This window comes from Bacillus sp. FJAT-42315, from assembly GCF_002797375.1.
Taxonomy (GTDB): domain Bacteria; phylum Bacillota; class Bacilli; order Bacillales; family Domibacillaceae; genus Bacillus_CE.
This window is the reverse complement of sequence record NZ_KZ454942.1, coordinates 1-25416: the sequence shown is the minus strand read 5'-3', so window position 1 is coordinate 25416 and position 25416 is coordinate 1. Positions and strand designations below refer to the sequence as shown.

Sequence of the window (25416 nt, the reverse complement as noted above, 5' to 3'; positions counted from 1 at the left end):
CCCGATTTCCGCACGATTAATGAATTTCGAGGACAACGTATGAAAGCGATGATGGACGAATTGTTTGAAACGATGATTCTGAAGTTAATCGAGGACAAGTATATCACGATGGAAAACTATTTCTTGGATGGCACGAAAATCGAAGCCAACGCCAATAAATACTCCTTTGTATGGAAAAAATCCACCACACGTTTTGAAGAAAAACTCAAAGAAAAGATCGACCAGACGCTTCAACACATTGAAGAAGTGACCAAATCGGAATCAGATATCCCTCAAGAAGCGACGCCTGAACAGTTAGAAAACCTAGCGAATCAACTAGAGAAGGAAGTCCATCAACTAACAGAAGAAATCGACCAAGAACCGGATGTTCAAATACGGAAAGAAAAGCGAAAGCAACGTAGCGCCTTAAGGAAACCGATGAAGCTGATTCGCATAGATTTCTTGCCTCGACTCGCCAAATACAAGGAACAAAACGCCACATTTGGTGATCGAAATAGTTATTCGAAAACCGACCCGGATGCGACGTTTATGCGTATGAAAGAAGATCACATGAAAAATGGTCAGTTGAAACCTGGATATAATGTGCAAATGGCGACAGAACATCAATTCATCTTATTCTATACGATTCATCAACGACCAACGGATACACGCTGTTTCATTCCCCACTTGGAGAAATTGGCTTCCACGAATTTACCGATGCCCCAAACGGTGGTCGCCGATGCGGGGTATGGAAGTGAGGAAAATTATGTGTATGCGATTGGGGGAGAAAAAGAGCCGCGCTTTAACTATTTGATTCCGTATGCGACTTATATGAAAGAACAGGAACGAAGCTATAAAAAGGACATCCGAAACGCCAAAAACTGGACCTATGAGGAACAAGACGATCAATTTATTTGCCCAAACGGTCGTCGAGTGAAATTCTTGAAATACATGGACAAGAAAAACCGATCAGGTTACGTACAAAGCTATAAAGTGTACGAATGTGAAGACTGTTCCAGTTGCCCGTTGAAGGAGCGATGCACAAAAGCGAAAGGTAATCGTCAAGTCCATTGGAATACGATTTTCGAAGAAATGAAAGCCAAGGCCAAAACAGCCCTTGAATGTGAGGAGAACGCCACGATCTATGCTCGACGAAAAGTCGAAGTCGAAAGTGCGTTCGGTCACGTCAAGGGCAATCGGTCGTTCCGCAGATTTTCCTTGCGGGGGATCGACAAGGTACACGCGGAATTCGGGATTGTGGCTTTAGCCCACAACCTCCTGAAAGTAGCCGGCATCCGCCAGCTACTTTCAGAGAAGTATCGGAAACCAACAAAAAGAGGTGGAGAAAAACGACTCGTTTTTCTCCACCTCTTTTATTTTAGGGACTTATTAGACAGCTCCAGCCTTTTTCTATGTCAGTTAGGGAGGAAATAGTGATCAATTTGGCTATCCAGAGGTATGATTTCCCTCCACATAAGAGCATTTAAAGGGAAATGTAAGTGATTAGTAGGGATTTGTAGCATACCTAGTTTAAGACTATACAGGAGCCAGAATTTTGGTATATTTCCTCCTTTACATGAGTTTTGTTTTATGAGAGAGTGTGAAAATGTGTTTTGTAAGGAGTAAAAAATTAAAAGGAGCTATCAAGCTACATGTCTAAAAACAAACAAGAAGACACTTCTTCCAATATTGATTGGCCCGTCTTTGGGTTAAGTGGAGGACTACTATTATTATTTGTGATTGCATCGTTTTGGAACGTAGATGCAGTAAAAAGTTTCGTGAATGAGGGATTCGCTTGGTCAGCGAAGTACTTTGGCGCTTTCTGGCAAGTGCTATTACTGTTGAATTTTGTTATTGGATTATATATTGCGTTTTCAAAGTATGGGAATATTAGACTCGGTCATTTGAAAAAGCCAGAAATGAGTACGTTTAAATGGCTTTCGATTATTATGGCGACGTTGCTTGCTGGAGGCGGAGTGTTCTGGGCAGCGGCTGAACCGATGTACCATTTCTTAACAGTTCCTCCGATGCATGATGGGATCGAGGCGGCTACAAAAGAGGCGATTATGCCAGCGTTAGCACAAAGTTATATGCACTGGGGATTTTTAGCTTGGTCCATGCTCGGTACGTTAAGTGCGGTTGTGATGATGTATGGTCATTATCATAAAGGGATGCCGCTGAAGCCTCGTACATTGCTATATCCGATTTTCGGGGAAAAGTTACGAGATAGCGTGCTCGGTACGGTTGTAGATGCTTTTGCGATTATTGCTGTGGCTGCAGGAACGATCGGACCAATTGGCTTTCTTGGGCTACAAGCGAGTTATGGGTTAAATGCTTTATTCGGTATTCCCGATGTATTTGCGACACAAATTGCGATTATTATCGCTTTAGTCGCTGTAACGACGCTTTCAGCGGTTGCTGGACTTCATAAAGGGATTCAAGCATTAAGTGATTTCAATGTTCGCTTAGCATTAGGGCTAATTATCTTTGTCGTGATTATGGGACCAGGTGGCTTTATTATTGATTCATTTATTTCTTCATTTGGTTTTTATGTGGACAATTTTATTTCAATTAGTACGTTCCGTGGGGATTCAGAATGGTTAGCTGGTTGGACAGTCTTTTTCTGGGGCTGGTTTATTGGATATGGACCGATGATGGCGATCCTTGTGAGCCGGATGTCTAGAGGTAGAACGATTCGTCAAATGATTTTATCGATTAGTCTAATCGCTCCGATTGTCACAACATTTTGGTTCACGGTCGTTGGTGGTACAGGAATATTCTTCGAGCTTGAAAATGCAGGGTCTATTTCTAATGAACTGAGCACAGGTGGCATGCCGGCTGCCATGATTGCTATTACAGAGCAATTACCACTTGGATTTATTATATCGCCATTATTTTTATTATTAACGATTGTTTTTGTGGTGACGACAGGGGACTCCATGTCTTATACAATTGCAATGGCTGTATCAGGTGAAGGGAATCCTAAAGTATGGTTACGCATTTTCTGGGGCGTGTTAATGGGAGCAATCGCTGCTATTCTTCTATTCGTTGGTGAAGGAAGTATTGACTCGTTACAAAGCTTTATTGTCGTAACAGCCGTACCTGTTTCTATCTTATTATTACCAACATTATGGCTGGCTCCGAAAGTAGCGAAAGAACTGTTAGTAGAGCAAAAATTGAATAAAGATTAATAGGAAAAGGCGCATCTTACTAAGGTGCGTTTTTTTATCATCTTTTTTTTCTTAAAAGTTTACTTGAATAAAATTTCGAGTTATAATCACTAACGTGGACAATTAATATCCACGTTTTAATTTGAAGTGTGAATGTAAGGGAGGTATCTGTAATGAAGATTAAAACAGGAGTAGAACAATCGGTATATACCTTAATTTTGCTGAACATGTTGCCAGAAAAAGCGGTATTGCCTGGAGAAGCGATCAGTCTTCAATTGGGAACTTCACGTACGTACTCTCTGAAGTTATTGAGAAAGCTAGTCAATGCAGACTTAATTTCTTCTACGGCTGGTGTAAAAGGTGGTTATAAGTTAAATAAAAAGCCTGAAGATATTTCAATATATGATGTTTATATAGCGACGACGGATGATCAGTCTCTTTACTCTCCTAGCGGTATTCTCAAGGATATGCTCGATTTGAGTGAGGACGATGGTTGTTGCTTGTTAATGGAGTTAATGGATGAGGCAGAAATTGCGTGGAAATCTATATTGAAGCGAGAAACGATTGCCTCTTTATATGAAAGAATCCAAGTACCTAAATTTCAAGAGAAGCTAGTAGCTGTACAACAAATGATTAATGAGAAGATGATTCTTTAAGGTAGGAGAGGATAAGTTTGGAACGTTTTCAAACGCATAACGGTTTTGCACGTGCTTTTCGAGAGAAGCATTTAACGCTTGGGTTTCTATTACCTTTAGAGTCATACTCAGGGAGCTTTCCCCAAATGGATATTGAGGAGCAAATAGATTTGGTTAAAAAAGTGGATCAAATGGGCTTTGCTTCATTGTTTGTAAGAGATGCTCCTATTTATGATCCGAACTTTGGAGATGTAGGGTTTCTTTATGATCCATTTCTATTTTTAACATATGCGGCAGCACATACTGAAAAAATAGCGTTAGGAACTTCTAGTATCGTGACAACATTACGACATCCGCTGCATTTGGCGAAAACGGCTGCTTCATTAGATCGACTATCTAACCAGCGATTTATATTTGGAGTGGCAACAGGAGATCGAGCGATTGAGTTTCCAACATTTAAAGTAAATCCCGAGGATAAAGGGGGTTTATTTAGAGAAGCGATTACGGTGATGAGAAAAGCGTGGAAAGAATCATTTCCTAATATTCAAACTGAACATCTAGAGATGACAGAGGGAGATATTGTTCCTAAACCAACGCTCGGGGATATACCTATTTTTGGAAGTGGCTATTCTAAACAAACGATCGATTGGCTAGCTGAACATACAGATGGCTGGTTGTTTTACCCTCAAAATGTTAACGATCAAAAGGCACTTATTAAAAAGTGGTCTGAAGCATCAAGTACATTCAGACCATTCGTGCAACCTGTAGCTATTGATTTATCTGAAAAACCAAATGAGTTTCCGAAGCCGATAACAGGTGGATTTAGAATGGGGCATAAGTTTTTAATTGAATTTCTAAAAACTTATCAAGATGCTGGTGTCAATCATGTGGTTTTTGTGTTGAAACCAGGAAAGCGGCCAGCAGGTGAGACCATTCAAGAGCTAGGAGAAGAGGTTTTACCTTATTTTCCATCGAACGCTTAATAAGGGATAAATAGAACAAGGGAAGAGGAAGTGAAAAGAGATGATCAAAGAGTTAGGACGTATTAATGAACTGGCGAAAATCCAACGTGAAAAAGGACTAACAGATGCTGAAAAAATGGAACAAAAAAAGCTTCGTGAAAGCTACTTAAAGCAAATTCGAGGGCAAGTTGTTAATAATATTTCGAACTTAACGGTGCTCGATCCATTTGGAAATGATGTAACGCCAGAAAAACTACGCAAACAAAGAGAGAAGGAGGGAGAATAATGAGATTAAGTCTGCTAGATCAAGCGCGTGTAATGAGTGGAAGCACGGCGGTGCAAGCACTGAAAAATGCGGAAGAGCTAGCTATTTTAGCGGATGAATTAGGTTATCACCGAATGTGGATGGCTGAACACCATGGAATCGATGTGGTTGCTAGCTCAGCCCCGGAAATATCAATAGCTCATTTGGCTACTAAGACAAAGAACCTTCGCCTTGGAACGGGTGGAGTGATGATGATGCATTATTCACCATTAAAGCTAGCAGAAGTGTTCAAAACGTTGAGTGCTTATGCGCCTGGACGGATTGATTTTGGTGTGGGACGAGCACCAGGAGGAGATGGTCGTGCTATCTATGCTTTATCTGAGGGACGTGAACCACAGATGCATAATATGTATGAAAAGCTGGAACAAGCATTGCAGTATATGAATGATGAGGTACCAAATGATTATCCGTATAATAAAACGATCGCTATGCCATCTCAAGTAGCTTTGCCTGAAGCTTGGTTATTAGGTTCATCAGGAAACAGCGCCGTTCAAGCAGGGCGTATGGGGATTGGCTATTCATTTGCACAATTTTTCAATGGCAGTATGACGCAAGACGTTTTAGACTCATACAGAAGAAACTTTAAGCCGACAGCGTTTTTAGACAAACCAAATATTCTCGTCACCTATATGGTTACCACCGCTGAAACGAAAGAAGAGGCAGAATTTGAGGCGTTACCGTATGATATTTCCCAATTGTGGTTAGTGAATGGACAAATAAAACCTCCGTTGACGCCTGAAGAAGCACAACAATACCCATTAACGGAAATGGATAAAATGACGATTCAAGAATTCCGCAGACGTCAAATGCATTTAGTCGGGGATGTAAAAGAAATTGCGGCACACTTGCAAGAAGAACAAGCCGTATATAACTTTGACGAGGCAATGATTATGAGCGTTCCTCATTCGCAAGAAAAACGCTTGAATGTTTATCGTTTATTAGCTAGGGAATTACTGTGAAGCACCGTGACATCGCGGTGCTTCATTTTTTCCTTTTTATTTCGAAGAACCACCTACAAAGTTTAGCACTTGTAAATGCGGAATAAACTATAGTTCCATCTTCTGATGATCCTGTTTTTCAAGGTTTCGAACGGTTTGGCTTTATTCAACGTTCTTTTGTTCTTTAAAGGTTCCCATCGCCCAGTCGTATACTGGATTTGTGACGCCGTACCAGTAATTTTCATTTTTAAAATGATGCCATAAATGAACTTTTTTCATCCAACGTCCCCAAGGGGAAAGCGGCTGGATCGGGCGGTGCGCTATATAATGTTTCCATTCATAAAACAGTAAAAAAATAATCACGCCGGCGATGAAAGCATTCGTGAGAACAAGGCTGGCAGAAACGAAGTAGGCAATGGCTCCTGCGATTGTAAGGTTAGGTAACGAGTACCATAAAGGCAAAAATAATAAATGTAAATCATTTGGTTTAACGTGATGGTCATAATGTAACCGTTTGATTAAATTTAGTAAGAAAGTATTTTTCGGTGGCTTCATATGAAAAAGAAATCTGTGCGTCATGTATTCAATTAGTGTATATGTCGCCATTCCGATTACAAACGCAAGCCAAGTCCATATAGACGTTAAGTGAGGAATCACGAATCCGAGGCTAACTAAGAACAACATACTCATAATGAAAATATCAGGGTAGAAGAAAAATTCTTTTATATATTTAGATTTCAATACGAATCCCTCCATCCTTGATTACTTCTTGTCTGTTTTTCCAAAGGGTCAAACTTTTCTCCATAGTTTCCTTTGCCAGTCCCTCAGCTTCGATGGCATCTCCTCGTAACGCAACAGCTAACAATTCATTGTAAAACGTTAATGACAAGCTTCTATGCTCATCAATGGAAAAATATCTTTTGGCCATTTGTATATAGAAGGAATTGAAACTGTTGAGTATTAACAGATAGACAGGATTCGGAGAGAGAGCAGCGAATTTTCTTTGCAATTCCCAGTCAAATGCAGCATAGCAATCGGCATGATCTTCAATCTGTTCTAAATCGGCAAGAAGAGCAACCACTTTAGGTTGATGAAAAGCAACGGCATCACGAAGATAGGTTGGAGTTAAAGAGATCCTTAGTTCCAATAAATACACAATAAAATCATCTGTAACCGCCTCGTGATTTTGAATAATATGAACAAGTGTAGTTAAATTCCCTTCATGCCAATAATCGTTTACGATCGCAGGATGACCTTTCCGACACGATATCCAGCCATCTTTCTCTAATCGTTGAAGTGCTTCCCGAACGGTCGGGCGCCCAACTCCAAATTCTTTGGCCAGTTCCCGTTCAGGAGGCAACGTACTTCCTGCGGGGTAAGTGCCTGCTAAGACGGCTTTCACTAATTTTTTCTCAATTTTGTCTGATGAGCGTTCCTTTTCCTTCAAATGTAACTCCTCCATTATGATACATATAATCAAACGCTTACTGGTAATGTAAGTTTGTTCTTGTGGTAATACCACCAGTATATAATAATCTTAATTTTCAGTCAAATGCCAAGTGGTTATTATCATCTAACTAAAAAGAATGTTCAACTTAGTTGCCGCTTCGTTCTTTTAGACAGGGTGCAATGATCAGCGCCAATGTATTGTGGCGAGACAGCAGAAAAATTAAGACAAATTTAAGATTTTCCCTACTTTTTTCTTAAGTTTTTTTTCCTATTATAAGGAGTAGCAACAATGAGGAGGAAGTTGAAGGTGAAGAAGTGGGGATTTATTTTGCTTTTGGCATTGTGTTTAAGCTTTGCAATTATTAATGTAGGACAGTCTCAAAATGGTGATAGAGGAATCTTTGAAGTTTTTCAAGGGGATGCAATTAAGGAAGAACAAATACATCAAGGAAATTTACTTTTGGTAAACGATAACTATCCTATTAAAGAAGAAAGTATAAAATCGGATATCGTCAATTTATTTAAGCATAAAGATTTAGTCATAGGATATGAATTATCTGATAGTGAAATAAAGTTGTCTGAGGACGTTGCTCAGAGGTTTTCGGAAATGGTAAGTGCGGCAGCGAATGATGGAATTCATCATTTTGTACTTAATAGCGGCTTTCGAAGTTTTGATAAGCAAAGGAGGCTATATGAGGAGAAAGGTTCTCAGTATGCCTTGCCTCCAGGTTACAGTGAGCACAATTTAGGGTTATCACTTGATGTAGGATCTACTCAAATGAAAATGAGCGAAGCACCTGAAGGGGAATGGCTTGAAAACAACGCTTGGAAATACGGCTTTATTTTACGCTATCCAAAGAATAAAACCGACATTACTGGCATTGAATACGAGCCGTGGCATATCCGATATGTCGGTTTGCCCCACAGTGTCATAATGAAGGAAAATAATTTCGTTTTAGAAGAATATTTGAACTATCTAAAAGAAGAAAAAAACGTTGCTGGTATGGTTAATGGGAAAGAGTATACGGTGACTTATTACTCTGTCTCTGAATTTATGAACATTAAACTATCAGAAAACCAGACTTATGAGATTTCAGGTAACAATGTGGACGGTGTGATTTTGACAACGTTTTCTACTATTTAGGTAATATAGTATGTGAAAGGTGAATTTGGAATCGCTGAGAGAAGGTATTTTCCGAAAGGTGGCGATGATCGGACGCATCATGTGCATATTTTCCAAGCCGGCAGTGAGCATATACAAGCTCATTTAGATTTCAAAGAATATTTGCTTAAACATCCTATGGACGCTAAAAGATATGGAGAACTAAAAATAAACTTAGCCAAACAGTTTCCGAACGAACATCATAAGTACCAAGAGGGAAAACAACCTTTTATTCATGAACTAGTCGGTAAAGTACAAGAGTGGGCAAAGGGGTAAATAGAAGAAGGAATTAATTGTTAATTGGTCGAAGTGAATCAAGGTGGAACTGTTAAGTATTTGATTGAAAACGAGATAGACCATCCTTAATGATCAGTTAAGAAGGAGGTAATTTTATGGAGGAGGTCAATGTATTCGGCTGGGCTAATTGGATCGGTATTCTTTCGACAACATTTACCATCCTTTGTTTTTATTTTTCCTTAACGTTCTTTCAACATTTGAAAAGTGACAACGAGAGAATGATTAACCAATCGAAATTAGCTGCGGTCATTTGTTTAGCGCTTGCGTTATTAGTGCCGGCCATATACAACTTATACATATTAACGAGATGATGAAATAGCATGTGGAGGTGAGTGGTCGTGAGAAGTGAAAAAGAAATGTCTAGTTTAATATTAGGAGTGGCCAAAGAAGAAGAACGAATTCGAGCCGTTTATATGAATGGTTCGCGAACTAACCCTAATGCCTCAAAAGATATTTTTCAAGATTACGATATCGTTTATGTTGTGACGGAAACAGCACCTTTTATTAACGATAAGACATGGCTTCAGGCTTTTGGTGACCTACTCATGATGCAAGAACCTGATAAAGATGATCAATCTGTTGATTTTGATAAGTCTTATGGGTATTTAATGCTTTTTACAGATGGGAACCGTATCGACCTTCGTCTCGAAGCTGTGGATACAATGGTTAATAGATACGTAAGTGATTCATTGACTGTTTCATTATTAGATAAGGACAACATTTTACCGCTCATTCCTGCTGCTTCAGATATTGATTATCACGTAAAAGAGCCGACAGAATCTATGTTTATGAGTTGTTGTAATAATTTTTGGTGGTGTTTACAAAACGTTGCCAAAGGGATTTGGCGTGATGAATTGCCCTATGCCAAGCAAATGTTTGAATGTGTAATTCGAGCTGAATTGGATGAAATGGTTTCGTGGTGGATTGGGGCAAAACACGATTTCCAAGTGTCACCGGGGAAAATGGGCAAGTATTTCAAAAAGTATCTTCCTGAATCGTATTGGGAGATATATGAAAAAACGTATTCTAACCATGACTATGAGCATTTTTGGAGTTCGATCTTTGTCACTTGTGAATTGTTTAGAACGTTAGCTAAAGAGGTGGCAGATCATTTATTGTTTACCTACTCGATGGATGACGATGTGAATATGATGGAGTATCTTAGGGGTGTGCGAAATTTGATAGGAGGTGAGAGTGATCAAAATTTTTGATTCTCATTTCCATATTATTGATACGGGGTTCCCTTTGATTGAGAACCAAGGATTTATGCCTCCAACCCAGATGCGTTAATGTTTGGAACAGATTTGCCTTCAACGAGAGCCAAACGACCTTTTAGATTTTCGGATATAGAATTGATTTACAATATCTTTGAAGAAAAACAAGCGGAAAAAGTTTTATATAAGAATGCTGTGGATTGGTATTTCCGTGGTTGCTAAATATCCAAGTGCATTTTGGGGTAGATCATATAGGAGGGGAAACGATGGACATTAAATGGACATCAATCAGCCTTTTATTTATTTTAGCTGTGAGCCTACTATATGGCTGTAGTGGAGACGAGAGTTGGAAACCATCAGAAACTTTTACACATGATCATCTGACATTGTACGGAGTAGAGGGAACGTTTGGAATGGTGAAAGTGAATGGAGAAGCGGATGAAAAATAATTTAGGGGTGATGCCAAAAAATTGTTATTGTAACGACTTCTTGGCATCACCTTTTTTACGATCAGAGTAACTTCAAAAGGCGATGAGAACATCGAAAAAAGTGCCCGCAAAGTCAAAGAAGCGATCAAAAAGTGGAAGAAAGTGCCGACAAAGTCAAAGAACCAATTAAAAAGTGGAAGAAAGTGCCGACAAGGTAAAAGAACCAATTAGAAAGTCGAAGAAAATGCCCACAAGGTAAAAGAACCAGTTAAAAAGTCGAAGAAAGTATCCACAAAGTCAAAGAACTGATCAAAAAGTCGAAGAAACTACACATAAGGTCAAAGAACCCCTTCATAAATTCGAACATCTCTTATTCTCCTTCCCAACAACGACTGTATCATTAGGAATACGACTATTAATATGGCAAAATATACATATGAAAGTAAGAAGCATTGCTTGTCGAAGTTGTCTAAAGTCCATTATAAATAAGAAGAGAAGTGAGTGAGAAGAGATGGAATTTTATCAACAGAGCAAAGAGGACGTACTAGAAGCCATTGGTTCTAATGAACAGGGGTTATCAAATGAGGAGGTACAGTCACGTCTCAAGCGGGATGGCTACAATGAAATAGAAGATAAAGAAAAAATGCCTACTTGGAAGCTATTTTTAGAGACGTTTAAGGATCCGATGGTGGTCGTTCTTCTCGTAGCCGCAGGTGTACAAATCCTGATTGGTGAAGTCGTTGAGTCCATCATTATTTTTCTTGTGTTGCTCATTAATTCGGTAATCAGTGTTGTGCAGACGAGAAAAGCGGAAAGTTCTTTAGAGGCCTTGCGAGATTTATCTGCACCAGAGGCGAAGGTCATTCGCGATGGCACGAAGCAAACCGTCGCGGCGAGAGAACTCGTACAAGGAGATATTGTGTTCCTAGAAGCGGGAGACTATGTTCCTGCCGATGGACGTATGTTAGAAAGTGGCTCATTGAAAGTAAATGAAGGGATGTTAACAGGTGAGTCGGAAGCTGTCGAAAAGTCTACCGAAGTGATTACAGGAGAAGCCGCTCTTGGTGATCGTCGTAATATGGTGTTTAGTAGCTCGTTAGTTGTTTATGGACATGGTAGTTTTGTCGTGACGGGGACAGCGGAGAGAACAGAGGTCGGGAAAATTGCTGATATGATTTCAACCGCCGAGCAAAAAGAAACGCCGCTACAGCGAAAGTTAGATGATTTCAGTAAAAAGCTTGGTATCGGCATTCTATTGCTTTGTATCGTTATTTTTGCTGTACAAGCCGCTCGTATTTGGTTTGGTGATGGTGCGGAAGATACGACGACAGCTTTACTAGATGCGCTGATGTTCTCTGTGGCAATTGCGGTAGCAGCGATACCAGAAGCTTTGCAATCAATCGTTACGATCGTATTATCGGTTGGTACGAATAAAATGGCGAAGCAACATGCGATTATTCGAAAGCTACCTGCTGTGGAGACGTTAGGATCAACGAGTATCATTTGTACAGATAAAACGGGTACGCTCACGCAAAACAAGATGACGGTTACCGATTATTTTTCACCTGCAAATAAAAATGAACAGTTGCCGAATCATCCAAATGAATGGGATCAATCCGAGCGGTTGCTTGTTCATATAGCGGCACTTTGTAATGATTCCTACATTAATGATGATGGTCAGGAAGTAGGGGACCCGACGGAGGTTGCTTTAATCAATTTCGCCAATAAACATGCGCACGAATATGAGTCATTGCGTGAAACATATGAACGCTTAGCAGAAATTCCTTTCGACTCGGATCGTAAGTTAATGTCCACGGTACATATGATAGATGGGGACACGATGATGCTGACAAAAGGTGGTCCCGATGTGATGTTCACCCGTGCAAGCTACGTGCTTGTGAATGGAGAAGAGCAACCGATGACGAAGGATTTACGCGCGCGTTTTGAGGGAGCGAATGAGGGATTTTCTAATCAGGCGTTAAGGGTGTTAGCTTACGGCTATAAGCGTTTACCAGAGGGAAAAACAGAGATTGACCGTGAAGATGAGCATGATCTCGTGTTAGTTGGTTTAACGGCGATGATGGACCCACCGAGAGAAGCGGTATATGGCTCAATAGCAGAAGCGAAAAAGGCTGGCATTCGGACAATTATGATTACGGGTGATCACAAAACAACGGCACAAGCGATTGGACGTGATATTGGTTTAATGGAAGAAAATGATCTTGCTGTGACTGGGCAAGAGCTTGATGTGATGTCGGAAGCAGAATTAGATCAAAAATTAGACAAAATCTCCGTCTATGCGCGTGTATCTCCTGAAAATAAAATTCGCATCGTTCGAGCGTGGCAGAAAAAAGCGGCTGTGACGGCGATGACGGGTGATGGGGTTAATGATGCTCCCGCATTGAAGCAAGCGGATATTGGAATTGCGATGGGAAGTGGCACTGATGTGGCGAAAGATTCGGCGGCAATGATTTTAACCGATGATAACTTTGTTTCGATTGTCAATGCCGTTCAAGTCGGAAGAACAGTGTTTGATAACATCAAAAAGGCGATTAGCTATTTGTTTGCCGGAAATTTAGGCGCGATTATTGCCATTCTATATGCTGTCACGTTCCATTTGCCGAACCCATTCACTGCTTTGCAGCTGCTATTTATTAACCTTGTGAATGATTCGTTACCTGCTATTGCTTTAGGGGTAGAAAAATCAGAGCCGAACGTGATGAAAAAAAAGCCACGCTCCATTGATGAAGGGATCTTTGCGGATGGCACGATGAGAGCGGTATTGACACGTGGAATATTCATCGGGATTGCAGTGATTATTTCTTTCTACATCGGTTTAGCTCACTCAGATGAAATGGGCGTCGCTATGGCATTTACAACGCTTATTCTTTCGAGAACATTGCAAACCTTCGCTGCTCGATCGAATACACAAACAGCAGTCAAGATCGGGCTATTTAGCAATAAATATGTCATTGGTGCGGTTGTGTTAGGGTTCATCCTATACGGCATCACCGTTCTTCCATTTGCCCGCGACGTATTCAGTATTCCACCTGAATTCGGTCCAACAGACTGGTTGATTGCGGCGGGACTAGCAGGAGGATCTGTTGTTTTAATGGAAATTGCGAAGGTGGTTTGGCATCGGAAAGAATAGTGTTTTGGGCTGGCATCTAATATGGGGTGCCAGCTTTTTAACCAGCAAAAAGGAGAGAGAGTACATGCATCAACTAAACTATAAGAAATTTGAAGCAAAAGACTTTAACGATTACTTTCGATTAGTATCAAATGAACAAGTGATGGCGCAAATTACAGAACGAGCTATTCCGTTAGAAGAGGCTCAAGCAGACTATGAAAAACTATTAGAACGAAATGGACAGCATGAGCTATATGGTTCGTATAAAGTGTATGATAGTTCCTCAGGTGAATATATTGGACTTGGCCATGTAACATTGAATGAAGATAGAATCGAAGAGGCTGAAATAGGCTATATGCTATTACCTGCCTATTGGGGTAAAGGTTATGGTAGTACGATTGCTGAACAATTAATTGAATTAGCTAAGCAAACAGAAGTGAAAATATTGAAAGCGATTATTGACCCAGGCAATATTCCGTCTAGAAAGATTTTAATTAAGCAAAGGTTTACATCGGAGAAAGTTTGTGAAATGGATGGGTTGCCAGGAGAAATATTGAGTAGATTTATATAGGGATAAGAGGCGAGGGTTAATGAGGGGAAGAATAGAAAGTAGATTTTCCTATTTGTATAAAGGTGAGTCATCAGCAATAGTTATGTTTATCTTTCTAAGCTATCTGGCTAATTATGTTTATCCAGAGTTTCAGTTGTACTCACTTTATTCGTTTTGGGCTTCATTTCTGCTTTTGGAGTTTCTCTTACTCCAAGGAAGTGTGTATTGGTATGTGAAATTGAAAAGGTTGAAAACGAAGAACACATCTGTTACTCCAATTTGGTTAGTTCAGCGGTTAAAAAAGCTACAGAAGGTCAACATTGGCTTAATGATCGTCGGAGGGATTCTGTTTGTTGTAGATGTTCTTATATGGTATCCTTCGTTACCTACAGGACTGTCTGTTGCAGGATTTATTTATGTTTTTGCTTGTCTTGAGTATATTAACTATTATCATATCCAGCTTTCATACGATAACCTGTCAGATATTAGATATCTTTTGAAATCAAAAAAGCTGAAACAAGCATGTATGAGTAAAGATTTTAAACGGATTTCATAATGAAAGTGGATCAAAATTTTATTATGAAATTTTTACTAAAGGCAGGTGCATATATGAAAAAGAAGTTAATATGTATTGGAATAGGGATTGTAGTTGTGTTCGTTCTAATGATAGGTACATATAAATTAATGAACTCTAGAACGTATCAACTTTTTGGAGGTTTAACAAATCAAGTAGAGACGACTCAAAAGGTTGTGGCTTTGACGTTTGATGACGGGCCAACGAAGAATACCGATCAAATTCTACAGTTATTGAATAAGTACAAGGTAAAGGCCACCTTCTTCCTCATTGGGGAAGAAATAGAGAAGAATTTTGAAGAGACAAAGAAGATTATTGAAGCTGGTCATCAAATGGGAAATCATACGTTCTCGCATCAACGAATGATCTTTAAAACACCGTCTTATATCAAAGAGGAAATTGAAAAAACAGATCAGCTCATTCAAATGGCGGGATATAGTGATGAAATAGATTTCCGACCGCCAAATGGCAAGAAACTTGTCGGGTTGCCATATTACTTAAATAAGCATAATCGGGAAACGATCACTTGGAGTTTAGAGCCTGACACTTATTACACTACAGCTAGTGATAAAGCGACTTATGTAAAGGAGCATATCCAACCAGGTTCAATTATTTTAATGCATGCGATGTATGATGATACGGGAAAGGAACTTCAAGCCGTTGAAGGTATTTTACAAGCATTATTAAACGAAGGATATACGTTTGTAACAGTGGATGAGTTGCAGAATTTGAAAAATTGAACAATGTCAAAAGGAAGTGACTTTCGTAGCAGAGTCACTTTCTTTTGATTCGTTATTGTAAGTCGATCTTAATAGGTTCCATTTTCTTTTCTTCTACGCAGTTATCACAATGAAGTGGCGTTTTTTTCGTTTTTTTAATTTGTATAGCATAGATCCATTAGAATGCCTCCTTTTCTTTGTGAGCTAAATATAAAAAGAAAGGCACGCCAATCAATGCGATAAGGGCACCTAATGGCGTTTCATACGGCGGACTAATGACCCTCGCCGCTATATCTGCATACACCACTAATAACCCTCCAAGAACAGAGGAGTATGGAATCATGTAGCGATAATCCATTTGATGATATTTGAAGATGTTTATACACATATAAGGATTATGATTGCTCTACTGACTTGTGAAAAAAGCCTTTTTCCCTATGTCAAAGATACTATGATAGGTAAAGATGTGGTACAATAAACAGGGATTTTTTAGCTTAATAACGGCTTAAAACTCTGGATATTTCCATTTAGATTCATAGATGAAATGGTTGAAAAGGGAGGTGCAGATTTATAATACATAAAAGTTAGCTTAATATTGTACACTTTGTGTATTTTGACTCTTGAGCCCTTTGTTTATGCGACACTATTAGTTTAGAGAAGCAAATTGAAAAGAGGTAGGGATATGAATAGCTTAAAAATAAAAATGGTAGCGGTGTTTTCTGTGTTGATTTTACTAATGGGAGGCTCTATTGGATTTCTTATTATCCAATCATCTTCTAAACTAGTCGTTCAATCCATGAGTGGGCAAGCAACTAAAATAGGGGAATATGCTCTTAGTCAAGTGGATGCAGGGAAATATAGTGAGATTATAAAAGAGAGAAAAGAAAACGATTATTATAAACAATTAAGAGACAAGTTCGAGGAAATCAGAGTAGCGAATGGTTTAAGCTATCTGTATACAATGAGTCGAGAGAAAATAGACAATGGGTACGAGTATTTTTATGTTTTAGCAGGTGATGGTGTTAATTTAGGGGATGTTGAAGCAAATGGCGCAGAATATGATAAGATGGTTCAAGCTTTTGAGACGGGACAAGTAAGTGAAGCGGAATTAACTTCTGACGATTATGGGGATTTGCTTTCGATATATATACCAATTAAGGACAAATCCGGGGAAGTTATTAGCGTAATCGGTGTGGATTACAATGCAACGGATGTTTTCAACTTAGCGGAGAAGAGTAAGTTGAAAATGGTTTTACTTATCGGTATTTTTCTGATTATTAGTACAATTGTTATTTTTGTTTTTGCTAAAATATTAACGAAACCTTTAGAAAGTTTAACAAAGCAGGCAAGGAAAATTTCTGAGGGTGACTTAAGCATACATGTAAAAACGGAAGGCAAGGACGAAATTAGTGCATTGTCACGCGCGTTTGAAAAGATGGTCGTTGATTTAAGAGAAATTATCGCAGATATCAATTCAACAACCGTTACAATGAATGGTACGACACAAGATTTGAACCGATTTGTGAAAACAACGGAAGAAGCTTCCGGTAATATTACGCAATCGATGGAAGAAACAGCTGTAGGAATAGAAAAGCAATCAGAACAGGTAAATACGATCCTCGAAATGATGGCTAATACGATGAATTTTCTACATGAAGGAGTTGCTCAAGTCAAACGAACAGTTGAAAATGCAAAGGTTTCAACGGATACAGCGGAAAAGGGAAAGGAATCGATGCGCGAGGCAACTGTTCAACTTCATGAGTTGATTCAAACTGTAGAATCTGCAACCGAAACGGTCCAAAGCTTAGCTAAACGTTCAGATGAGGTCGGAGAAATTATTACGGTGATTTCCGACATAGCGAATCAAACCAATTTACTTGCTTTAAATGCGGCAATTGAAGCAGCAAGAGCAGGAGAAAATGGAAAAGGTTTTGCTGTGGTGGCAGATGAAGTCCGAAAGCTTGCTGAACAATCTCAATCAGCAGCCAATAAGATCATTGATTTGATCGGGGCTATTCAAAAAGAGACGAATGATACAGTCATGAAGATGGAACAAAACTTGAAGGCTGTTCAAAAGCAAGAGCAACTAATCGACCAAGGAGAAGAAGCTTTAAACGTTATTGTTCATACGGTGGAGCAAACGGAAAAGGATACGCATCAAATGGAAGGGATCTTTAGTGACCTTCAAAAAGATTCACAAAAAGTTTTGGAAGCTTTAGAAACCATCTCGGCTGTCATTGAAGAAAATACGGCAGTCACGGAGGAAGTTGCCTCAGCTTCGAAAGATCAATCAACCGTTATTAGTCATATTGTCACAAATGTACAGAGAGTGGGAGAAATATCAGAAGTTCTTAAGCATAAAGTAGATAAATTTAAATTATGATGATTAGGGGAAATATGTAAAAAAGGTGAAGGAGGCACATGTGTGATGTGTTTCCTTCACCTTTTTTGATATGTTAATAAGATATGCATTCAAGAAATTAATGGTGAAATGATAATCATGCATTTTGCTAGATTGAAAATGGTGGAATGTAACGGCCGTCTATGTCGGTAAAATGATATTCTTTCGCTAAATCGCCGACTTTAAGTACTTGTCCGCTTTTCTCCATTACATTGGGGTCACTAGCTAATGCAGTGATACCACGTCCTAAATAATGAGGTGTTTCTGTTTGACTCAAATCTTCGGCTTCCTGCCAGTTTTCCTCATTTACCCCAAGGTGCTTTAAGACAAGCTCTGTTCTCATAAAACCGGGTGAAACAGCAAGAACAGCAATACAGTCTTGTTGTAATTCAATAGACAATCCATAAGCCATGCGAGTTAAGGCATTTTTGGATAAATCGTAATAAAATTGTCCAGTATATTTGTTTTCATCCCAAAAGGTCGTGTGGATGATGAGCGCTTGTTTATTCTCACGAAGCAGTGGAATGGCGAAGTGATTAGTAGCCAATTGAGCGCGCACGCCGGCAGTGAACATTGTATCCCAATGTGCTAATGGTAATTCCCAAAAAGGCTTATATTCGACGCCGAGGTCATGTGCTCCCCACACGTTATTAATCAGGATATCTAATTTTCCTTGTTCCGTGCGAATTTGCTGAATGACGGCTTCTGTTTCAGCATCATTCGTATGATCACATCGAATGGCGACCCCTGTCCCACCAGCAGCTTCAATTTGTAAAATGGTATCATCAATCGTTCCAGGCCAATGATTGGTTGGATGCCCTTTAGTGCTTCGTCCTGTAATATAAACCGTTGCGCCGGCTTTTCCTAATTCGATCGCAATCGCACGCCCAGCTCCTCGACTTGCTCCTGTGACAAGAGCGACTTTTCCTGTTAATGGTTTCATTTCTACTCATCCTTTCTTATTTGAACTGTCTTTATCATACAGAAGATTTCTTGACAACCTATGTCATGTTTTATTCAATTGAAGTAATAAATCAAAGAAAAAGGTGAATAGGATGAGAGCCGATCGACTACTATCTATTATGTTATTGCTACAATCTCAAGGGCAAATGACAGCGAAACAATTATCGGAGCGGCTGGAGGTGTCCGAGCGCACCATCTATCGAGACATGGAAGCTTTAAGCGGAAGCGGCATCCCTGTGTTTGCAGAGCGAGGTAAAAAAGGAGGATGGTCATTGCTAGAAGGCTATCGGACCAATTTGACAGGGTTAAAAGAAGCGGAAATACGCGCTTTGTTTGTTTCTCCTTCTGCTCAATTCCTTGAGGATCTAGGTTTAACTAATACATCTGAAGAAGCTAGGAACAAACTGATGGCGTCACTTCCTTCCACTTATCGCGAAAGTGTCAATGATGTATGGAATCGGATTCACATTGACACAAGCACGTGGAGAGAGCGAACGGAAGAGATGGTAACCTTTGATGTTCTTAAACAGGCGATATGGCAACAAAACAAATTAAAGATTGATTATCAACAGGCAGACGGAAAGATGAACAGTCGAATTGTTAAGCCGCTAGGACTTGTAGCTAAGGGGAGTCGTTGGTATTTCATTGCTTCTAAAGATGATGGTGAAATCCGGAACTACCGGGCTTCACGCATTGCTTCTGCTGAATTTATTAATGAAACATTTGCAAGACCGAAAGATTTCGACCTTGCCCACTATTGGCGATCTTCAACGAAGGCTTTTATAGAAGGTTTGCCGAATTATGAAGTGTGGGTGGAAGTGCCCCCCGCTATTTTACCGAGGTTAAAATTTATGAATCGCTTGCTTCAAATGGAAGAAGGGGAAAATCAAGAGGGGTGGCTACGAGTAAAGCTTTCTTTTCACACAGAAAATGAAGCGAAGGGGTTCATCTTAGGGTTTACCGATCAAATAAAGGTTATCGAGCCTAAAGAATTGTACGAGAAGCTTCTTCAAATGGCTGAGGAGGCTGTGAAATTTTATAAGCAAAGGGAATGTTAGCGTACGTTCATTATGTTTAAGAAAAGAGGAGCACCAATGAAAGTATTAATTGTAGACGATGAACAAAAAATTACGACTGTTGTAGCATCGTATTTTGCACAAAATGGTGATGAGCCTTTTACAGCGCATAATGGTAAAGAAGCGCTACAAATAATTAATGAGACACCGTTAGATATGATTATTTTAGATTTAATGCTACCTGACATGAGTGGTGAAGAGATTTGCCAGTATGTGAAAGAATATTATGCTATTCCCGTGATTATGCTGACAGCCAAAATTTCGATCGATGACAAAGTGAAAGGCTTTCAAGCGGGGGCAGATGACTATGTTGTAAAGCCATTTCACCCGAAGGAAATTTTAATCCGTGCCGAGAGATTGCTTCCTGATGCCAAAAAAGCTAAGACGATTTCATTTGGTGCACTAACAATTTATATAGAAGAAAGACGGGTACAGCTGAATGGAGAAAGTATCTTGCTGACCCAAAATGAATTTAATATTCTTCTTTTACTTGTGGAACATCCGAAACAGGCATTTAGTCGTGAAGCGATGATTCAAAAGTTGTTTGGCTACGATACAGAAGCAAGTTCGCGCAGCATTGATCAACATATTAAAAACATTCGAAAAAAGATCGGAGCTGACTATATTCAAACGGTTTTTGGCTTAGGGTATAAAATGAATGAAAAGGTGCGGCTTCAATGAAATTTAATATTAAAATAGCGGTGATCATTTCTGTTTTCTCGGCGAGTATGCTTTTTGTAATTACATGCATTTTATTATATAAAGGGCATGAGCATTTAATGATGATGAACTTGGCGGATTCATCAAATGTTATTCACCACTTTGATATGGCACTACGTGAGACAGCACTTTGGGCATTCTTTGTCTTGCTTCTTGTGATTATTATTTCAAGTTTTCTCATCGCTCGGGAGTTAACGAAGCCGATTCATATAATGAATGAATTTGCCTTACATCTTGTACAGGGCAAGCGGCATTTACAAATGAACTACAAAGTAGATGATTCGATTGGTCAGCTCAGTCGATCGTTAACGACTCTCGATCAAACACTCGCTTTATATGAAAAACGTCGCAAAGAGATGACACAGGAACTGGCGCATGAAATTCGCAACCCGCTTGCTACGATTAAAAGTCATCTTAGTGCTTTTGAAGATGGTATTTGGATGCCTACACCTGAGCGAATTCATGAATGTGTAGAGGAAATTGATCGCCTCACAAAGCTTGTTGATGAACTAGATACATTACATGATATTGATAGTCCTGTATTTGAGGTTTGTTTAGAGAAACAGCCAATAGCACCACTTATTGAGCAGTCTGTTCTATCTTTAGCGAGCGAGTTACTAGAGAAGGAAATTGAAATTACATTAGATTTAAATAAAGAACTTATGGCAGAAGTCGATGGTTTGCGGATGAGACAAATTTTACACAACATTTTAAAAAATGCGCTGCATAATACTCCAGCAAATGGCTGGATTCAAGTGAGACTCCAAAAAGTAGTATCCTCACTTATCATCGCCATTGAAGATAACGGGATTGGGATGGATATAGAAACGCAAGATAAAATATTTGAGCGCTATTTTCGTCAGCATGGTCGCTACTCCGGGCGAGGTTTAGGTATGACGATTACACAAAAATTAGTTGCAGCGCATGGCGGAACGATTACAGTCCAAAGCGAAGAAAATAAAGGAACGACCTTTTCGATTGAGTTGCCGCTTTCTACATAATTTCTACATAACTATTTCGTATACTCCTTTGTGAAAGGAGTGTGTATGTTATGAAAAAAGCGGCACTAGTGACATTAGCGATCACGGCCAGCTTACTAACAGCTTGCAATCAAGAAGAAGAGCAACCATCTAAAAATGAAATGAATCATGAGCAGATGGGGCATGGAAATATGAGTCATGAGCAAATGCATGAACAAATGACAGCAACACTACAAAATAATGAGGGAACGAATGAATTAACTTTTCCGAAAGTACTAACACCCGACCATCGAGATAAGGATAGTATCACTTATACAGTCAAGGCGCAAGAAGGACAAACGGAAATTTTCAATGGTATTCAAACAAACACATACGGATATAATGGCAACTTTTTAGGTCCAGTCCTTCGTGTACAAAAAGGAATGAATGTGACGATTAACTTAGTGAACGATTTGCAAGAGGATACGACGTTTCATTGGCACGGGCTTGACGTGGCGGCTAATGCAGATGGGGGACCACATGCCGTGTTAAAATCGGGTGAAACGGATAAAATTGAATTTACTGTCAAACAAGAAGCGGCGACATTATGGTTTCACCCGCATCCCATGCACGAAACAGGTAAGCAAGTATTTAACGGTTTAGCAGGTTTACTATATATTGATGATCCGAAAAACGATGATTTAAATTTACCTCAAACATATGGGGAGGACGATTTCCCATTGATTTTGCAAGATAAAACATTTACAAAGGATAAACAGCTTGATTATGCTGCAGTGATGAATGAGGACGGGACGACAGGTGATACGTTACTTATCAATGGTGTCGTTGATGCTAAACTTACAGTAGATCGTCAAAAAGTACGTTTACGTATTCTCAATGGATCGAATATACGTCCGTATAAATTACACTTCGACCAAGATATAGCGTTTGAACAAATTGCAAGTGATGGGGGTCTTTTAAATGCACCTCATCAAACGAAGGAAATAGATGTATCCCCATCTGAAAGGATGGAAGTACTTGTTGATTTCACGCAGGTAAAAGGAAATAAAGTTTCTTTAGTAGATGAGAATGGTGTTGTGATTTTACCTATTCATTTGAAAGAGGAGACAAAGCGAGGGGCTAATACAGTCACTACTTTGAATACGTTAACGATTCCTGAGGATGTGAGAAATCAAGAAGTCACGAAAAAAGTAAAACTAGAAGGAATGGGAAGGAATGTGACGATCAACGGTCAGAAGTTTGATATGGATCGCATCGACTTCAGACAGAAACAAAATGTTACAGAAGTATGGGAAATAGAAAACGTGAAAGATATGATGGGAGGGATGCAACACCCTTTCCACATTCACGGAACACAATTTCAAGTCATTTCAATTGACGGAAAGGCTCCACCGGCTCATTTAGTTGGCTACAAGGATACAATCGCCTTAGATCCTGGGCAAAAAGCAAAAATTGCTGTGACATTTTCGAATAAAGGGACATATATGTTCCATTGTCACATTTTAGAGCATGAAGACAATGGAATGATGGGGCAGATTGAAGTGTATTAAAGAAAAAGGTGAAGGGAACACATTTTTTTATGTGTTCCCTTCACCTTTTTGATATATCTAATAAGACATGCTTCTAGACAACGAGTGTTGTTGATGGTACACGATGTCTAGCGTATCTTCTACAATAGTCTGGGCTGCCTGCTTATGGTGAATAGAGTGGATAGAACGGCTCATATCGTCTAAAACTTGATGGTTTTTTAATAAGTAAGAAGAAAAGTTATATATATCGTTTAATTTCTGAGCAATGAAGGCGCTGTTTTCACGTTCAAAGAAAAGGGCGTTCCCTTTTTCCTGTCCGGGGGTTGGTTTATATAAAATAACAGGCAGTCCAATAGAGGTTGCTTCTGTTAAAGTAATGCCCCCTGGTTTTGTAATCATGAAAGAGGCGAGACGAAACCATTCGTCGATTCGGTCTACGTAGCCAAAGACGAGCAAGCGATCAGGAAAGCGAGCAGTCAATGATTTTAATTCAGCTATTAGTTTATCATTTTTCCCGCAAAGGACGACTAATTGACAATCGTTTTCTGTCAGGAGCGTTTCACACATTTTACTCATGCTTTTTAATACCCCGAATGCTCCTGCCATGATGAGGATGCGCTTTTGATGAGGGTTCAGACCATATTTTTCGACTAGTGATGGCAAGGGTACAGATTGTTCAAAAGACGAGCGGATAGGGATACCTGAGACTTTTATATGTGAAGGAGGTGTTCCGAACTGACATACGGCCTCTTTTACAGATTCAGTCGCAACAAAGTAACGATTGATCTCGGGAGAAACCCATGTTTTATGTAAGCAATAATCGGTAATAACGCTGACAGTGGGAATGGAACTTCTAGTTCGACGAAGGAATTCTGGGACGGCCAGCACAGGGAATGTATTAATGATCACATCAGGCTGTTCCGTTTCCACTAAATAAGCAACGCGCTTCAGACCTAGATTCACGAACCATTTAGCAACTTTTTTATCATAAACTTTTTCAATTCCGTGATAACAAAGGGAATAAATAGGCTTGCCGACAGTTGTAAAGCTTTTTAAATAGATGCTTTCGGAAATAGGGGTAAGTGTGGGATATGATTCAGCATAAATGCTTGAGACGATCACATCCGCTGTATCATGCTGGGTAAATTGTTCCTTTAATACGTTGGCGACTTGCATATGACCATTGCCGTAAGCGGCCGTCAATATCAAAACTTTTGGACGTTTCTTCAAGAATGTCACCTCATATTTTAAAGACTGTGTTGTTTGGTTTCATTTTAGCATGTGATTATGGGAAAGTTTGTAAGAATTGTGTAAAGATATCGTAAAGGGGTTCGTATGTTGCCGCCTCTTAACAGAAATGTACGTACAGTAGTCTAGGTTTGTAGAATATAAAAATGAGAAATAGCAGATAATAATCTCGACTAAATGAAGTGGAGGTTTTACATTAATGGGTGTACTTTCGATTTCGTTAACAAATATGGATGCTTGTATTGAAACGTGTGTGAAATGTGCAAGGGCTTGTGAAGAATGTACAACAGCTTGTCTGCAAGAAGCAGACGTACAGGCGAGAGTAAACTGTCTTCAAATGTTAAATGATTGTGCTGAAATTTGTTTGCAATCAGTCACTTTTATGGCGAGAAATAGCACGTTCTCTCAACAACTTTGTCAGTTGTGTGCAAATATTTGTGATGCATGTGCCGTTGAGTGTGAGAAATTTGAAGATGCACATTGTCAGGAGTGTGCGAAAATTTGTAGAGAGTGTGCAGTGACTTGTAGGAATATGGCGGGCTGAAAATTCTAAGTAGTCCTCACTAAACTTTATGCGCTGAATACATCCATGCAAAATCGGGTGTTGGCTAAACAAGTTATAAATGAGGCAATGGATTTTATTTTTTGCGCGTAATGCGCTTTTTTTGTTTTTATACTTATTGTTGAAATAGAAGGAATATAAAAAATGATGCTGTCTCCAAGTGTAAAGCATTTTATATATCAGTAAATAATTTCTTTGAAATAATGTTGACTTTTTATTTTGTAACATGTTATATTATATTTCTGCCGCTAAATAAGAGCGGTTTTGAGAAAAAGTTCTTGAAAAGATTTTTTTAAAAAACAGTTGACTTTAGATAGTGAGGGTGTTAAGGTATTAAAGTCGCTGAAAACGACAGCAAGTTGAAATTGATCTTTGAAAACTGAACAAAATAAACGTCAACGTTAA

General features: G+C 39.3%; 25 protein-coding genes and 3 pseudogenes. 23 read left to right on the top strand and 5 right to left on the bottom strand.

The features are described from left to right. The 6 genes from CEF22_RS17675 to CEF22_RS17650 form a co-directional block, all read left to right on the top strand. Window positions 1-1413: IS1182 family transposase (locus CEF22_RS17675; protein WP_100404096.1), on the top strand; the 1413-nt coding region annotated here is incomplete at its 5' end. A 218-nt stretch (window positions 1414-1631) separates the two neighbouring features. Beyond that, the gene (locus CEF22_RS17670) at window positions 1632-3170 is read left to right on the top strand and encodes a BCCT family transporter (protein WP_100404095.1); all 1539 of its coding nucleotides are present in this window, start codon (window positions 1632-1634) and stop codon (window positions 3168-3170) included. A gap of 152 nt (window positions 3171-3322) precedes the next feature. Then, window positions 3323-3805, top strand: coding sequence for an RrF2 family transcriptional regulator (locus CEF22_RS17665; protein WP_100404094.1), 483 nt, complete (start codon window positions 3323-3325; stop codon window positions 3803-3805). Between the two features lie 17 nt (window positions 3806-3822). Further along, window positions 3823-4767: an LLM class oxidoreductase gene (locus tag CEF22_RS17660; protein ID WP_100404093.1), complete on the top strand. Its 945-nt coding sequence runs from the start codon at window positions 3823-3825 to the stop codon at window positions 4765-4767. A 40-nt stretch (window positions 4768-4807) separates the two neighbouring features. Further along, the gene (locus CEF22_RS17655; RefSeq protein ID WP_094836653.1) at window positions 4808-5032 is read left to right on the top strand and encodes a DUF896 domain-containing protein; all 225 of its coding nucleotides are present in this window, start codon (window positions 4808-4810) and stop codon (window positions 5030-5032) included. Then, window positions 5032-6030 (top strand): LLM class flavin-dependent oxidoreductase, encoded by a 999-nt coding sequence (locus tag CEF22_RS17650; protein WP_100404092.1) that lies wholly within the window; start codon window positions 5032-5034, stop codon window positions 6028-6030. Before CEF22_RS17655 ends, CEF22_RS17650 begins: the two co-directional genes overlap by 1 nt. A 141-nt stretch (window positions 6031-6171) precedes the next feature. Here CEF22_RS17650 and CEF22_RS17645 read toward each other — a convergent pair whose 3' ends face one another. Then, window positions 6172-6750, bottom strand: a complete 579-nt coding sequence (locus tag CEF22_RS17645; protein WP_100404091.1) for a sterol desaturase family protein — start codon at window positions 6748-6750, stop codon at window positions 6172-6174. Then, window positions 6740-7456: a GntR family transcriptional regulator gene (locus CEF22_RS17640; protein ID WP_100404090.1), complete on the bottom strand. Its 717-nt coding sequence runs from the start codon at window positions 7454-7456 to the stop codon at window positions 6740-6742. Before CEF22_RS17640 ends, CEF22_RS17645 begins: the two co-directional genes overlap by 11 nt. A gap of 309 nt (window positions 7457-7765) precedes the next feature. Between CEF22_RS17640 and CEF22_RS17635 the strand changes: the two genes are divergently transcribed. The 10 genes and pseudogenes from CEF22_RS17635 (at window position 7766) to CEF22_RS17590 (ending at window position 15553) form a co-directional block, all read left to right on the top strand. Beyond that, window positions 7766-8602, top strand: coding sequence for a M15 family metallopeptidase (locus tag CEF22_RS17635; protein WP_232726221.1), 837 nt, complete (start codon window positions 7766-7768; stop codon window positions 8600-8602). A 12-nt stretch (window positions 8603-8614) separates the two neighbouring features. Beyond that, entirely contained in the window at window positions 8615-8896 is a 282-nt protein-coding gene (locus tag CEF22_RS17630) for a GrpB family protein (protein WP_100404088.1), read from the top strand. Between the two features lie 116 nt (window positions 8897-9012). Next, window positions 9013-9228, top strand: coding sequence for a hypothetical protein (locus CEF22_RS17625; protein WP_100404087.1), 216 nt, complete (start codon window positions 9013-9015; stop codon window positions 9226-9228). Between the two features lie 27 nt (window positions 9229-9255). Beyond that, window positions 9256-10128, top strand: coding sequence for an aminoglycoside 6-adenylyltransferase (locus tag CEF22_RS17620; protein ID WP_100404086.1), 873 nt, complete (start codon window positions 9256-9258; stop codon window positions 10126-10128). Window positions 10129-10179: 51 nt separating this feature from the next. After that, a pseudogene (locus CEF22_RS18880) lies at window positions 10180-10353 on the top strand (amidohydrolase family protein); the annotation flags it as partial. A gap of 44 nt (window positions 10354-10397) precedes the next feature. Continuing rightward, window positions 10398-10580, top strand: a complete 183-nt coding sequence (locus tag CEF22_RS17610) for a hypothetical protein (RefSeq protein WP_100404085.1) — start codon at window positions 10398-10400, stop codon at window positions 10578-10580. A 490-nt stretch (window positions 10581-11070) separates the two neighbouring features. After that, window positions 11071-13710 carry a cation-translocating P-type ATPase gene (locus tag CEF22_RS17605; protein WP_100404084.1) on the top strand — a complete coding sequence of 880 codons (2640 nt, stop codon included), beginning with the start codon at window positions 11071-11073 and terminating at the stop codon, window positions 13708-13710. Window positions 13711-13774: 64 nt separating this feature from the next. Further along, complete coding sequence (locus tag CEF22_RS17600; RefSeq protein WP_100404083.1) at window positions 13775-14260, top strand: GNAT family N-acetyltransferase; 486 nt, start codon at window positions 13775-13777, stop codon at window positions 14258-14260. Window positions 14261-14279: 19 nt separating this feature from the next. Next, window positions 14280-14795 carry a general stress protein gene (locus CEF22_RS17595; RefSeq protein WP_100404082.1) on the top strand — a complete coding sequence of 172 codons (516 nt, stop codon included), beginning with the start codon at window positions 14280-14282 and terminating at the stop codon, window positions 14793-14795. Between the two features lie 53 nt (window positions 14796-14848). Continuing rightward, the gene (locus CEF22_RS17590; RefSeq protein WP_100404174.1) at window positions 14849-15553 is read left to right on the top strand and encodes a polysaccharide deacetylase family protein; all 705 of its coding nucleotides are present in this window, start codon (window positions 14849-14851) and stop codon (window positions 15551-15553) included. 157 nt (window positions 15554-15710) lie between these two features. Here CEF22_RS17590 and CEF22_RS17585 read toward each other — a convergent pair. Beyond that, window positions 15711-15890 (bottom strand): annotated as a pseudogene (locus tag CEF22_RS17585) (iron chelate uptake ABC transporter family permease subunit); the annotation flags it as partial. Between the two features lie 324 nt (window positions 15891-16214). On the opposite strand from CEF22_RS17585, the pseudogene CEF22_RS19190 reads away from it, so the two are divergent. After that, a pseudogene (locus CEF22_RS19190) lies at window positions 16215-16976 on the top strand (HAMP domain-containing protein); the annotation flags it as partial. Continuing rightward, entirely contained in the window at window positions 16968-17915 is a 948-nt protein-coding gene (locus tag CEF22_RS19185; RefSeq protein ID WP_442857418.1) for a methyl-accepting chemotaxis protein, read from the top strand. The pseudogene CEF22_RS19190 and the gene CEF22_RS19185, both read left to right, overlap by 9 nt. A 127-nt stretch (window positions 17916-18042) precedes the next feature. On the opposite strand, the gene CEF22_RS17575 is transcribed toward CEF22_RS19185, so the two are convergent. Beyond that, window positions 18043-18876 carry an SDR family NAD(P)-dependent oxidoreductase gene (locus tag CEF22_RS17575; RefSeq protein ID WP_100404079.1) on the bottom strand — a complete coding sequence of 278 codons (834 nt, stop codon included), beginning with the start codon at window positions 18874-18876 and terminating at the stop codon, window positions 18043-18045. Window positions 18877-18988: 112 nt separating this feature from the next. Between CEF22_RS17575 and CEF22_RS17570 the strand changes: the two genes are divergently transcribed. Genes CEF22_RS17570 through CEF22_RS17555 form a run of 4 tightly spaced genes read left to right on the top strand, consistent with a single transcriptional unit; the run spans window position 18989 to window position 23222 of the window. Next, window positions 18989-19954, top strand: coding sequence for a helix-turn-helix transcriptional regulator (locus tag CEF22_RS17570; RefSeq protein ID WP_100404078.1), 966 nt, complete (start codon window positions 18989-18991; stop codon window positions 19952-19954). A gap of 36 nt (window positions 19955-19990) precedes the next feature. Continuing rightward, complete coding sequence (locus CEF22_RS17565) at window positions 19991-20653, top strand: response regulator transcription factor (RefSeq protein WP_198508118.1); 663 nt, start codon at window positions 19991-19993, stop codon at window positions 20651-20653. Further along, on the top strand, window positions 20650-21693 hold the full coding sequence (locus CEF22_RS17560) for a sensor histidine kinase (protein WP_100404076.1): 1044 nt from the start codon (window positions 20650-20652) through the stop codon (window positions 21691-21693). Before CEF22_RS17565 ends, CEF22_RS17560 begins: the two co-directional genes overlap by 4 nt. A 50-nt stretch (window positions 21694-21743) precedes the next feature. Beyond that, window positions 21744-23222 carry a multicopper oxidase family protein gene (locus CEF22_RS17555; RefSeq protein WP_100404075.1) on the top strand — a complete coding sequence of 493 codons (1479 nt, stop codon included), beginning with the start codon at window positions 21744-21746 and terminating at the stop codon, window positions 23220-23222. A 57-nt stretch (window positions 23223-23279) separates the two neighbouring features. Here CEF22_RS17555 and CEF22_RS17550 read toward each other — a convergent pair whose 3' ends face one another. Next, a complete protein-coding gene (locus CEF22_RS17550; RefSeq protein ID WP_100404074.1) occupies window positions 23280-24431 on the bottom strand; it encodes an MGDG synthase family glycosyltransferase in 1152 nt (383 codons plus the stop codon). Between the two features lie 217 nt (window positions 24432-24648). Between CEF22_RS17550 and CEF22_RS17545 the strand changes: the two genes are divergently transcribed. After that, window positions 24649-24993, top strand: coding sequence for a four-helix bundle copper-binding protein (locus CEF22_RS17545; RefSeq protein WP_100404073.1), 345 nt, complete (start codon window positions 24649-24651; stop codon window positions 24991-24993). Window positions 24994-25416 lie beyond the last annotated feature (423 nt).